Annotated in this window: 11 protein-coding genes; 4 read left to right on the top strand and 7 right to left on the bottom strand. The window is 48.3% G+C overall.

The features are described from left to right. Window positions 1-65: 65 nt before the first annotated feature. The 4 genes from DEU29_RS05275 to DEU29_RS05260 form a co-directional block, all read right to left on the bottom strand. Complete coding sequence (locus DEU29_RS05275) at window positions 66-815, bottom strand: 3'-5' exonuclease (protein WP_133539211.1); 750 nt, start codon at window positions 813-815, stop codon at window positions 66-68. A 1-nt stretch (window position 816) separates the two neighbouring features. Beyond that, window positions 817-2,670: a DUF294 nucleotidyltransferase-like domain-containing protein gene (locus tag DEU29_RS05270; RefSeq protein ID WP_133539210.1), complete on the bottom strand. Its 1,854-nt coding sequence runs from the start codon at window positions 2,668-2,670 to the stop codon at window positions 817-819. 60 nt (window positions 2,671-2,730) lie between these two features. Beyond that, the gene (locus tag DEU29_RS05265; RefSeq protein WP_243734497.1) at window positions 2,731-4,353 is read right to left on the bottom strand and encodes a BCCT family transporter; all 1,623 of its coding nucleotides are present in this window, start codon (window positions 4,351-4,353) and stop codon (window positions 2,731-2,733) included. 211 nt (window positions 4,354-4,564) lie between these two features. Beyond that, the gene (locus tag DEU29_RS05260) at window positions 4,565-4,888 is read right to left on the bottom strand and encodes a hypothetical protein (RefSeq protein ID WP_133539208.1); all 324 of its coding nucleotides are present in this window, start codon (window positions 4,886-4,888) and stop codon (window positions 4,565-4,567) included. Between the two features lie 93 nt (window positions 4,889-4,981). On the opposite strand from DEU29_RS05260, the gene DEU29_RS05255 reads away from it, so the two are divergent. Continuing rightward, entirely contained in the window at window positions 4,982-5,401 is a 420-nt protein-coding gene (locus DEU29_RS05255; RefSeq protein WP_166635886.1) for a DUF3293 domain-containing protein, read from the top strand. A 138-nt stretch (window positions 5,402-5,539) separates the two neighbouring features. After that, window positions 5,540-7,705: a catalase/peroxidase HPI gene (gene katG / locus DEU29_RS05250; RefSeq protein ID WP_432206870.1), complete on the top strand. Its 2,166-nt coding sequence runs from the start codon at window positions 5,540-5,542 to the stop codon at window positions 7,703-7,705. A 62-nt stretch (window positions 7,706-7,767) separates the two neighbouring features. Here the strand turns inward: katG and DEU29_RS05245 are convergent, their stop codons facing one another. The 3 genes from DEU29_RS05245 to DEU29_RS05235 are packed head-to-tail and all read right to left on the bottom strand — an operon-like array spanning window position 7,768 to window position 11,500. After that, the gene (locus tag DEU29_RS05245; RefSeq protein ID WP_133539205.1) at window positions 7,768-8,766 is read right to left on the bottom strand and encodes a LacI family DNA-binding transcriptional regulator; all 999 of its coding nucleotides are present in this window, start codon (window positions 8,764-8,766) and stop codon (window positions 7,768-7,770) included. Between the two features lie 17 nt (window positions 8,767-8,783). After that, a complete protein-coding gene (locus tag DEU29_RS05240; protein ID WP_133539204.1) occupies window positions 8,784-10,118 on the bottom strand; it encodes a glycoside-pentoside-hexuronide (GPH):cation symporter in 1,335 nt (444 codons plus the stop codon). Continuing rightward, complete coding sequence (locus DEU29_RS05235; RefSeq protein WP_133539203.1) at window positions 10,112-11,500, bottom strand: GH1 family beta-glucosidase; 1,389 nt, start codon at window positions 11,498-11,500, stop codon at window positions 10,112-10,114. Before DEU29_RS05235 ends, DEU29_RS05240 begins: the two co-directional genes overlap by 7 nt. 162 nt (window positions 11,501-11,662) lie before the next feature. Here DEU29_RS05235 and DEU29_RS05230 point away from each other — a divergent pair, with 162 nt between their 5' ends. Continuing rightward, window positions 11,663-12,934 carry a sugar MFS transporter gene (locus DEU29_RS05230; protein ID WP_133539202.1) on the top strand — a complete coding sequence of 424 codons (1,272 nt, stop codon included), beginning with the start codon at window positions 11,663-11,665 and terminating at the stop codon, window positions 12,932-12,934. Next, window positions 12,931-13,149, top strand: a 219-nt coding sequence (locus tag DEU29_RS14050) for a hypothetical protein (RefSeq protein WP_208107608.1), incomplete at its 3' end; no start/stop codon positions are given. The genes DEU29_RS05230 and DEU29_RS14050, both read left to right, overlap by 4 nt.

Below are 13,149 nucleotides of genomic sequence, written 5' to 3'. Positions count from 1 at the left end.
TTTATAAAAAGTGAAACTGAAAATCCTTTGCGTTCAATGGGTATCTACTAAGTAGTAGTTTCTACTTAAGGTAACCAAACATCGGATAATAAACTGTTATCGGCAAAATGATACGCAAGTTGAGCCTGTAGTAACTCCCCGCACGCAAGCGCGTCGGTCATAGCATCGTGGGGCGCATAAAAGGGCAGGTGGTAGCGTTCACGACTATCCGCCAAACGAATGGAGGGTGGCTGGCGGCCTTTAAACTTATCTATCAGTCGATCGATAATGCCCCGTTGCTGGCGTCTAAAGCGTGCCTCGATCTCCATGGTATCAATCAGTGGAAATTCGATACTCTCACCCAGTCGTTCTAGCAACGCATCTTGTAAAAATGGCCGTTCAATACCGTGATAATGCACTACCCACACCTTGCCCGCAACGGCTTCCAGTAACGGCTCGATAATTTCTTCTAAATCAGGTGCCTGTTCTATCGCACTATGGGTAATGCCGTGGATGGTAACTGACTGTTCAGTGAGAACGCGACGTGGCTTTACCAGCCAGGTTTTTGCTGCGCCCTGATGTATACGGTCGCGTGTCATCGGTATAACAGAGATACTGACAATACCGTGCTGGCTAACGTCCATACCGGTGGTTTCGAAATCAACCGCAACCATCGGGGCTTCGGCAATGAGTGTGTCCGGTGCAGGGATACCTGCTTGATAGTAGCGTTTTAGCGCTGGCGTTTTAGCCTGATTGGCTAAGGTCTTAAACCGCTCAGGCCAGTCGATTGGGTTACGCTGCTGACGCTTTTCTTCGCCCGGCGCAAGGTACAGCATATTATGCTCCCGAGTAACGGTAGCGCAGGTATTTTTGCGCATTACTTAAGATCTGAAAGGCGTCTTTTAGGTTCTTCCTTTCAAAATCAGAGAGATCTTCCGGGGCTACATTATTATCGGGCACTTCACCTGCCTCCAGTGCGAGCGCTTGATGTCGAATACGTACCATAGAAATCAACTCCAACGCATCACGTAAATCCGGTCCCCGGCCTTTAGGCAGTATTTCTGAGGCGATGATTTCTTCCAGCCGTGCAAACGAGTTTTGACGCTTGGCACCAATCGCCAGTGAGTGCACGCGAATAAGGTCGGCAACAGGGCCGGTGCCACGGCGTTTGGTGTTGATACTGTCGCGATGCTTGCCATCCTTTTCCATCACAAAGTCTTTAAAAAAGCCCAGTGGAGGCGTGCGATTTAGCGCATTACGTGCCATTGAACCTAAAAAGCGTTTATTACGGGGCGCCTTTTGCCGGATTAATTTGTTGAGTTCGTTGGCAAAACGCTTATTACCGCCAACACCATCGAGATCAAAAAAGATGGACGAATGCAATAATTTTTCCGGCGATGGATTATCAATCCAGTCATTAAAATAGGCCTTCCATTGCGATAACGGTTGGCGCCACTTCGGATTGGTGGCCATGATATCGCCAGTACAATAGGTATAACCACAAGAGTGTAGGCCGTCAGAAACAAATTGCGCCAGGGCTAAGAAGTACTCATCGTGTTGCTGTGGGTCAAAACTATCATCTAACACCAAGGCGTTATCTTGGTCGGTCACAATAGTCTGTTCGTCGCGCGCCATGGAACCTAACGCTAAAAAACAGTAGGGCACCGGGGGCGGGCCGAGGCGTTCCTCAGCTAGCTCTAATAGACGTTGCTTAAAAGTACGTCCGATGGTTGCCATTGCTGAGCCGATCATTCTGGAATTAGCATCTTCTTCGACCATCCGCACAAAACTTTTGTAGACGTCAGGTACCAGCTGCGATAACTCTTCGATGGAGTTTTGTTTAAAAATACTGGATACCACGTATAAACTGCTTTGCGATTCGTGTCGTGCCACATCCGACAAGGCAATAACGCCCATGACCTTTGTGTTTTTAAGTACCGGCAAATGGTGCAGGTTGGTGCGTAGCATTGTTAGTAACGCTTCAAAAACACGCTTATTGTGCGGAATAAAAACCAAATCGGACGACATAATGTCAGCCACCGGCGCGGACGGATCTTTGTCAGCCGCCAGCACCCGTTTGCGCAAATCCTTATCGGTAATAATCCCCACCGGCTTGTCTTGTTTAGCTTCGTCGTAGATGAGTAGTGACGAGACTTTTTCGTCCGTCATTTTTAATGCTGCATCGCGTATCGATGCATGCATATCAATGGCTACGGCTTCTCGAGTAACCAGTTTCTCAACCCGGGCCGCTAACGACCCATTGGTATTTTTTTCTTTTACTGCATGACTCACGCGACGGTTCTCTTCAACCTCGACGGCATCGGCAAAGGCGTCATACTCGTCGTAAAAGCGGTTAAATAGTTCGCCGGGAATATAATAGAGCAGGGTGTCTTCGATTGTTTTGACCGGGAAACGCACCCGCCCCTTACGTAACAGGCCTGCTTCGCCAAAAAAGCCGCCTTCATCAAGCCGGTTAAATAAGGAGCCATCGCGTTGGTAAGTTTCTATAGCGCCACTACGAATAACATGCAGCGAATCGATGGGTTGGTTAAATTCAAGAATTTGTGTTTCGGCACGGAAGTAAGCTACTGATGTCTGTTGTGCAGCTAACTGTAATTCCTCTTCCGGTAGTTGGTTAAAGGGAGAATACTGACGTAAAAAATTGAGTATTTCGACGTGCTCAGCTTCCATAAAAGCACCTTTTTGGTAGGAAGTGGCACCCTAAACAGGTGCCACTTTATCATAAGCTAGTTATTTTGAGGTTTTACCAACCCGGGGCTCAGAGCGCAAGCCCTGAATTAGTGCATAAGTCGCAGCTAATAGTACCAGGGTGAACGGTAATCCGGCTGACACTGACATCGCTTGTAGTGCAACCAAGCCACCGCCAAGAATCAATGCAATGGCAACCAAGCCCTCGAACGTACACCAGAATACTCGTTGAGGTACGGGAGCTTCGACTTTACCACCGGCACTGATGGTATCGATAACCAGCGAACCCGAGTCCGATGAGGTGATAAAGAATACCATCACCAAAATGATACCAATAAACGAGGTGATACCGGTCCAGGGTAAGCCTTCCAGCATAACGAACAGCTGCAACGACAAGTCGACGTTGGCAACTTCCTCTGCGCCTGACAGAAATTGCTCAATGGCGGCAGTACCGAATACGCTCATCCAGAACACACAGGCTAACGATGGAATCAATAGCACAGAGATGAGGAATTCACGCACGGTACGGCCACGTGACACCCGAGCGATGAACATACCAACAAACGGCGACCAGGCAATCCACCAAGCCCAGTAGAAGGTAGTCCAGCCTTGTGAATAATTTGCGTCTTCACGGCCAACCGGATTGGATAGCGCCGGCAGGTTAACAATGTAGTTATAGAGGTTATCGACAAAGCCTGTCAGGATCGCAACCGTAGGGCCTACGATAATAACGAACAGCATCAGTATTGCCGCTAACGACATATTGATCTGCGACAGACGTTGTACACCTGACTCTAACCCTGCAAGCACTGACACAAGCGCTACGGCAGTAATACCAACAACTAACAGTACTTGTGTGGTATTTCCTTCATCCCAGCCAAACAAGAAGTTAAAACCTGATGCGGCTTGCGAAGCGCCAAGCCCCAACGAAGTGGCTAAGCCGAACAACGTCGCTAATATTGCGATAATATCGATAACGTGACCAGGCCAGCCCCATACACGCTCACCTAAAATAGGATAAAAGATAGAACGGATGGTTAGTGGTAAGCCTTTGTTAAACGAGAAGATGGCTAGACCAAGTGCCAGAATCGCATAGATTGCCCATGGGTGCAGCGCCCAATGGAAAATAGTCGCGGCCATGCCCAGAGCAACAGCTTTAGCTTCGTTGCCTTCTGCGCCACCTAAAGGCGCCCAGTCGGTACGTAGCCCGTCGGCACCTGTCTCAGTTCCGCCAAGTGCGGTACTGAAGTGGGTAATAGGCTCTGACACACCGTAAAACATGAGTCCGATACCCATACCGGCGGCAAACAGCATCGAAAACCAACCCAAATACGAAAAATCAGGTTTAGCTTCGGTGCCGCCTATTCTTACTCGGCCTAAGGGTGAAAATACCAAGGCTAACGCGACAATAACGAAAATGTTAGCGGCGCTTATAAAAAACCAGTCTAGATTAGCGGTCAACCAATCCTTCATGCCGGTAAAGATTGGCTCAGCTTGATTCTGAAAAGCCAGCGTAATAAAAACAAACGCGACAATGAGTAAGCCCGAAATAGCAAAAACGCGGTTATGGAAATCCAATCCAAACGGACCGATTTTCATGACCACATTGTCTTGCCCTACCTGATAGTCCGTATTGATGGGATTAACTTCACCATCCGGGATCATCGGGTCATCGGCTTGACGCTCACGCTCAACGTCCTTTTTACCGCTGAGTACGTCTTCTTCTTTTTTGGTCATTCCTTATCCCCTTTGTAATAAGTGTAAAGAGTACTACGCAGAATATTTTAAATAGATTACATAGATTTACAAAATTAGTATAGAAGGCAGGGCAGGGAAAACAATGGCTTTGACGAAACTTTATACAACTTGTTAACAATTAACAGTCAGGGTTACCTTTGCGAATGATCTTTTTATTAGCGGCTTCAATGCGCTCGATGAGCTGATGGAATTGGCGAGATTCGTCAGGGGTGAAATCAGCTTCCAGATACGTGTTCTTGCCGGGGGCTAAGTGACCGTAACGGTATTCAATTTTGTTGACTTGTGATTGGCATACCGAAGGCTGTTGCGCAAGCTGTTCAATTTTAACGGCTAATGATTCAAGTTTTTCTAAGTAGTCATCAGCGGCCCGCGGAAAGCCACAGGCACTCAATGTCAGTAGGGATATCGCCATTAAAAGCGTTGTTAATTTTGTTTTACTCATGTTTACTATTGTAGTGCAAGACCAATAAAAATAAGATAATTTTCATAAAATTTACTTGTGCGTTGTCTCGATTTTACCTATTTAAGGATGATTGTGGATAGTGAATTATTAAAGGCCTATAAGAATACCAACTATACGATTTTAGCCCGTCCGGAGTTATGCGTCCGCATCGGCGAAGCAGAGCTTGCGCTGAGAGAAATTTATCCCGGCTACTCCAGCTTCTGTATTGTAACCGCATACAACCCTAAGAGTAAGAAAACGCCTGAAGCTGACAACCGCCGAGCGAGTCAACGTTTGTTGCAACGACTTAAATCGATGTCTGACGCGCATCTGTGTGCTAAAACGGTGGCCGAGGATCCTCAACAGAAATGGCCTGATGAACGGGGTTTTTTGGTTGCTAACTTAAGCAAGCAAGATGCATTAGCGTTGGGGCAGGAATTTTCGCAACACGCCATCGTCTGGCTTCAGGAGCCACGTTTTCGCGCGGAAATTTTAATATGTGACGAAGTTTAATCGCTTAAACCGATTAAAACGACCGCTAATCTGACCTTTGTCAATCTTCACCTGCCTGCTATAAATCTAATAAGTGGAAAACGGCGTAAGCTGTAGAACGATTAAATTAAACAAAAAATGAACGGAAGGGATATTGATATGAGTTCAGGTAAGTGCCCAATCATGCACGGCAGCATGACCAACGAAGGCAAAAGCAATACCCATTGGTGGCCAAATGCGCTGAAGCTGGAGATTTTGCGTCAGCACGACACTAAAGCTAACCCGATGGATGAAGATTTTAATTACGCGGAAGAATTTAAAAAAATCGATCTGGAAGAATTAAAACAAGACCTTAAAGACTTGATGACCGACAGCCAGGATTGGTGGCCAGCCGATTGGGGTCACTACGGTGGTCTGATGATCCGTATGGCATGGCACTCTGCGGGCTCGTATCGTTTAGCCGACGGTCGAGGCGGTGGTGGTACCGGTAACCAGCGTTTTTCGCCTCTCAATAGCTGGCCTGACAACGTGAGTCTGGACAAAGCACGTCGCCTGTTGTGGCCGATTAAGAAAAAATACGGCAACAAACTGTCGTGGGCCGACCTATTTATCCTTGCGGGTAACATGGCTTACGAATCAATGGGCTTAAAAACCTTTGGCTTCGCCGGTGGGCGTGAAGATATTTGGCACCCGGAAGAAGATATTTATTGGGGTAGTGAGAAGAAATGGTTGGATGCAACCAAGAACCGATATGACTCTGACGACAAACGAGACTCGCTGGAAAACCCCTTAGCAGCTGTACAAATGGGTCTGATTTACGTAAACCCGGAAGGTGTAGACGGTAACCCCGATCCTTTACGCACCGCCAAAGACGTGCGTGAAACCTTTAAGCGCATGGCAATGAACGATGAGGAAACCTGCGCACTAACGGCGGGTGGCCACACGGTAGGTAAATGTCATGGTAATGGTAAAGAGGAAAACTTAGGTCCGGAGCCAGAAGCGGCTGACGTCGAAGAGCAAGGCTTTGGCTGGCGCAATAGCGGCGGCAAAGGCATGGGGCGTGACACGGTAACCAGCGGCATCGAAGGTGCCTGGACGACTAATCCGACCCAGTGGGACAATGGTTACTTCTATCTGCTGTTTAACTATGAGTGGGAGCTTAAAAAGAGTCCTGCAGGTGCGTGGCAGTGGGAGCCTATCGATATTAAAGAAGAAGACAAACCGGTTGATGTTGAAGATCCGTCAATTCGCCACAACCCGATCATGACTGATGCCGATATGGCAATGAAAATGGATCCGGATTATCGCAAGATTGCCGAAAAGTTTTATAACGATCCCGACTATTTTGCTGAAGTCTTTGCACGCGCCTGGTTTAAACTAACTCACCGTGATTTGGGACCAAAAGATCGTTATCTGGGTACTGATGTGCCGGACGAAGATTTAATTTGGCAGGATCCGATTCCTAAGGTGGATTACAGCCTAAGCGACGGTGAAGTCGAAGAACTTAAACAGAAGCTGCTAAACAGTGGCCTGACGTCCTACGAGCTGATTACAACGGCGTGGGATAGTGCTCGCACTTTTCGTGGCTCCGATTACCGTGGTGGCGCCAACGGTGCGCGTATTCGCTTAGCACCGCAAAAAGACTGGCACGGTAACGAACCGGAAAAACTGCAGAAGGTGTTGGCTAAGTTAGAAGAAATCCAAAGCGGGCTGGACAAGAAGGTTAGCATCGCTGACCTCATCGTACTTGGTGGCACTGCGGCGGTTGAGAAAGCGGCTAAAGATGCCGGATATGACATTACCGTGCCTTTTGCAGCGGGTCGTGGCGACGCTACTGATGAGCAAACCGATGCTGAAAGCTTTGAGCCACTCGAACCATTGCACGATGGCTATCGTAACTACCTTAAAAAGGATTACGATGTTCCGGCAGAGGAGTTACTGCTGGATCGAACTCATTTGATGGGGCTTACCGCACCAGAAATGACGGTACTCATGGGTGGCATGCGTGCGTTAGGCGCAAACTATGGCGAGTCTAAACACGGCGTCTTCACCGACCGCGTTGGTATATTGACTAACGACTTCTTTGTTAACCTGACCGACATGAACAATGTCTGGAAAAAGGCCGGTGACCATTATGAAGTCCGCGATCGCAAAACCGACAAAGTAAAATGGACGGCAACGCGGGTTGATCTGGTCTTTGGCTCTAACTCAATCTTACGCTCTTATGCAGAAGTTTATGCGCAAGATGACAACCAGGAGAAGTTTGTTCGCGACTTTACCAAAGCCTGGGTTAAAGTGATGAATGCCGACCGCTTTGACATTTAAAGCTGTCACGTTAATCGACAAATAAAAAAGTGCGCTGCGGCGCACTTTTTTATTGCAAACAGTTAAACATTTTTTATCGAATCGCGTTCCACTAACCGCGGTTCGAACACGGTTTGAATGGTATCTACCGACTGTTGGTAAACGCATTTTAAGATTAATTGTGCGGCCATTTCGCCCATACCGCCAACCGGGTAGTCGATAGTCGTGAGTTTGGGGAAAGTATAGTGGGAGAAGTTAACGTTATCAAAGCCCATAATGGACAAGTCATCGGGCAATGTTCGGCCGGCCTCACGGGCGGCAGTCATGGCGCCGGCAGCCATTTCGTCATTGGCGCAAACCAGCGCCGTTATCGACGGATTGCTTTGCAACAGCACCTGCGCACCGGCCGCACCGCTGGATTCGTGGTAGTCGCCCTCGTAAACTAACTGTTCTGATGGCTCGATACCAAATTCGGTGAGGGCACGAACATGACCTTTGTAGCGTTGGTCGGCGTCGTGCTTCCACATAGGCCCTGAAATATAACCAATATGAGTATGGCCATGCTCCAAAATATGGCGCGTTGCTAAATAGCCGCCGTGCTGGTTGTTTAGGGTAATACAGCGATCGTAAAGGGGGGCGACAAAACGGTTAATCAGCACAAACCGAACTTTCTTTTGCATCAGTTCGACCAAGTAATCGTCGCTGACCGCTTCAACATGCAAAATCAGTGCATCGCAGTTACGGCTTTGCAAAAAACTAATACTTTCCTGCTCTAACTTTTCATCACTGTGACCGGCTGCGATAATGACGTGTTTGCCGGCCTGGCGAAATTGGTTTTCGATGTCACTGAGTAAGGTACCGAAGAACGGACCATTCAATTCAGGCACCACGATACCGATGCTATTTGAGCGGTTAGAAGCCAACGATTGGGCAACAGAGTTAGGTTGGTAGCCTAGCTGTTCCATTGCCGCCAATACCTTGAGGCGGGTCTCTTCTTTAACCGGGGTGTTTTTGTTTAACACGCGAGATACCGTAGCCAGCGATACGCCCGCCAATTTTGATACCTCGTAGATGGTTGCCATTGTTGTTTAAACTCCTGTTACTGACCCGCTGTCGTTTGTTGTAATTCCCGGTTTATTGCCTGTACCCGTGGTTGCGTTAAGGTGTAGCCACGCATCACAATTGCTACTAATAATGAAGCCAATGCCGGTAACAGCGCAAACGCGATTAGAATACCTTGCTGGGTAGTTGCTGTTTGGGCTTGGTCCGGCACATAGTCATAAAATGCCAGCCACCAACCGCCAATAGCGCCGCCTAAAGCCAGGCCCAGTTTAATAAAAAAGATGATGGATGAATAAACCATACCAGTGGCGCGCACACCGAACTTATAAAACCCATAATCGACGACATCAGCCATTTTCGCCCACAGCATGGGAGTACCCATTTGCAAAAAGAACCCCCAGAAAAAATACAGCACGGTGGCTAATACGATATCCTGTGCCGGCACAAAAAAGGCAGCGGCACAAACGAAAGCAGCAATCACCTGAATGCTGACATAGGCAGTGACTTTATCGATGTAACGCGTGACATACTGGGCGATCGCGCAGCCTAAGATGTTACCTACCATACCGATACTGATAAACACAGTAACCATGTCTTCGCGTAATAAGTAGTATTTTACATAGTAAATAGCGAGGGTGTTTTTTAGCGCGATTCCGGTTAGCACCAGGGCAGCAGCTAAAGACAAACGGCGCCATTGAGGGTTTTTCCAGAGGATTTTGAGGCCGTCCTTCAGGCCCATATGCCGAGTTTGTTGGGCTTTTAAGCGTTCTTTGGTACCTAAAAAGCAAAGGGTAAACAACAATATGCCGAGAACACTTAGCGCACCGATGGTCAGCTGATAGCCTATGACGCTGTCGCCACCGCCCAGCCATTCTACTAATGGCAAGGTGGTGGTGGTTACCAGCAATCCACCTAACATCCCAAACACAAACCGGTAAGATTGCACTGACACGCGTTCCAGCGGATCGGCCGTTAGCACGCCGCCGAGGGCAGAGTAGGGGATGTTAATGGCGGTATACGCCAACATTAATAAGCAGTAGGTGACGTAGGCATAAAGAATTTTACTGTCGACACTGACATCGGGCGTGGTAAAGGCCATAACGCTAAAAAATGCGAAGGGCAGTGCCATCCAAATTAAATAAGGCCGAAACTGGCCATGCCGAGAACGCGTTTTGTCGGTAATTAAGCCCATTAAAGGGTCTGTGATGGCGTCGACTAAGCGCACCACCAAAAACATGGTGCCAACAACGGCTGCCGGAATACCAAAGATGTCGGTATAAAAAAAAGCCAGGAACAACATAACCGTTTGGAAAATGATGTTACTGGCGGTATCTCCCAGGCCGTAAGCGACCTTTTCGCGACGGCTTAACATGAACTTGCGGGTGCAATAACTTGTTGCCGCGAACGCAGCAGCTGCTGCCACGCTTTAGCACTGTCTTTTAGCTGTCTTTCGCCGCTATCAAAATCGATATGGACGATACCAAAGCGTTGGGTATAGCCCTCGGCCCATTCAAAGTTATCCATTAAGCTCCAAATATAGTAACCCTTGATTTCAACGCCCTGCGTGATGCAGTCCTCGATCGCGTTCAGGTGTTGCTGAAAATAATCGATACGATTGTTGTCATGAATGTGGTTATTCTCGACAATATCATCGTAAGCCACACCATTTTCTGTAATATAGATCGGTGGCAGATTAGGATAACTCTTTTTAAGCTTGGTGAGGATTTCTGTCAAGCCCTGTGGATAAACCTCCCAGCCCATGGTGGTCAATTCGTCACCCCTCGGCGGAACATCCTTAAACCAACCATCTGCGGTGGCTTTGAAGGTGGTTCGGGTATAGTAATTAACGCCTAAAAAGTCTAGTGGTTGGCACATTAGTGTTAAATCACCGGGCTCTATATGCGGGCGTTCATCTGCGGCCAGGCGTTCTAGTAAATCAGGGTAAGAACCCTGCAGCAGTGGCTGTAGATACCAACGGTTATGATAATCATGGGCGGTTGCAGCAGCGGCCTGGTCAGCGGCTGCATCAGAAGCGCCGTGGCAGGGACTGAAATTAAGTACAATGCCGTGTTCAGCCTGGGGTGCGAGTTCCCGCATGCGCGGCAACGCCAACCCGTGCGCTAACAATAAATGATGAGCTGCCTGACGGCCATTTTTACGGCGATTGCCCGAATCATGGCTGACTGGATTTGGCCCCGGCGCATGAATACCAGCCTCATAACTTAAATAAGCGCTACAAAAAGGTTCATTGATGGTGGAATAGCTGGCAACCTTGTCGCCGAGCGCGCCAACAACAACAGCGGCGTACTCAGCAAAGCGATAAGCGGTATCGCGATTAAGCCAGCCGCCCTGATCTTCAAGGTACTGTGGCAAATCCCAATGGTATAAAGTGATATGCGTGCTAATGCCGCGCTCGGTTAGCGCATCAACTAACCGCTCGTAAAAGTGCAAGCCCACCTGGTTAACACTGCCATCCGCATTTATAACCCGAGCCCAGGCCACAGAAAGCCGGTATGAATCAACGCCCAGACTTGCAATAATATCCACGTCATGTTGCCAGTGTTTTACATGTTCACAGGCACGATCGCCATTGCTGCCGTCATGAATCTTTCCCTGTTGCGCACAAAAGCTATCCCATATGCAATCGGCGCGACCATGGCGGTCGCCCTCAATTTGGAATGATGAAGTGGCTACGCCAAAAACAAAATCCGGTGAGTATAAAGGCGAATGTTTGTCGAGTTGTAGTTTTATCATTTTTTTCTCAATTGGGTTGCATACGTAGTCATCATTAAAAGCTGGTTTTCCATTGCTAAACCCATAAACTATGTTATAAAGTGCGTTACAAATGAAAGCGCTTACATCATACTAGATGGTCTGCAAGCCATCGTCAAAAATAAAATAAAACAAGAGGGAATTATGACAACGCCGCAAACCTCAGCGACAGTGGGCGGGGGCAATACCAACTATCGTTTTGCACTAACCGCGCTTACTTCGCTGTTTTTTATCTGGGGCTTCATCACCAGTCTCAACGACATTCTGATACCCTATCTAAAGCTGTTATTCGATCTGAATAACACCCAGTCCATGCTGATTCAGTTCTGCTTCTTTAGTGCCTATTTTATTATCTCAGTGCCGGCTGGTCTGATGGTGGGTCGAATTGGTTATAAAATGGGTATCGTTACCGGTCTGCTAATTGCTGGTGCCGGTTGTGTCCTGTTTTACCCGGCTGCTATGCTCGAAATCTACGGTTTATTCTTGCTCGCGCTATTTATTTTGGCGTCCGGCGTAACCATACTACAGGTCGCTGCCAACCCTTATGTAACCCGCCTGGGACCAGAGGAAACGTCCTCAAGCCGCCTGACCATGACGCAGGCATTCAACTCGCTCGGCACTACCGTCGCGCCATTGTTTGGTGCATGGCTTATCTTTGGTGGCGTGGCAGATCCCGAAGTAACGGGTGTGAGTAAAGATACGGTCTCAACACCGTACTTTATTTTAGCCGCAGCCCTGATCATTATGGCGATTGTTTTTGCCGCATTGAAATTACCGAATATGGGTAAAGTTGATGCTGCCGCACCATTACCAACCAAAGGCGGTGCCTGGGGGCAACGTCACTTGGTACTGGGCGCCATTGGTATTTTTGTGTATGTCGGCGCCGAAGTGGCTATCGGTAGTTTCCTGGCGATATATTTGTCACAATCTGATATCGGCAACATGTCCATGTCGCAGGCTTCCCACTATATCTCCTGGTACTTCGGTGGTGCCATGGTAGGGCGCTTCATTGGCGCGGCGGTGATGCAGAAATTTGCTGGTAATAAAGTATTGCTGTTCAACGCAAGTGTCGCGGTTGTATTAGTCGCCACCAGCATTAACACGAGTGGCGCGTTAGCCATGTGGTCGCTGCTGTTTGTTGGCTTGTGTAACTCCATTATGTTCCCAACCATTTTCAGCCTGGCGCTGCAAAACCTTAAAGAAAGCACGGGGCAGGGTTCTGGCATTTTGTGTTTAGCCATTGTCGGGGGCGCAATTATACCACTGCTACAGGGCGCCTTAGCTGATGCAACCAGCGTCCAGCTCGCCTTTATTCTGCCGCTACTGTGTTATGTCTATATCGCATTTTATGGCTTGCGCGGCTATAAACCCCAAGCGTTTAAATCTGTTGCACGCAAACAGGAGGCCGACTCATGAAACGCGCTTACCTTACCACCGCTATTGCGCTTGCACTATCAACTGCGGTGGGCTGTTCGCCCGCCTCGGATCAACAGCCAACATCGGCTGAACAAAACAAAATTTGGCCTAAGTTAGCACAACTCCGCGTAAACCCTCGCCCAATCGGGCGGGGACAGTGTGCCCTTTGGGTATACAAGCGGGAACCGCGTAGCGGTTCTATTCTGGTGTACTCT

This window comes from Idiomarina aquatica (assembly GCF_004362895.1).
GTDB lineage: Bacteria > Pseudomonadota > Gammaproteobacteria > Enterobacterales > Alteromonadaceae > Idiomarina.
The sequence above is the reverse complement of the archived record's forward strand: the minus strand, read 5'-3'. Positions and strand labels throughout refer to the sequence as shown.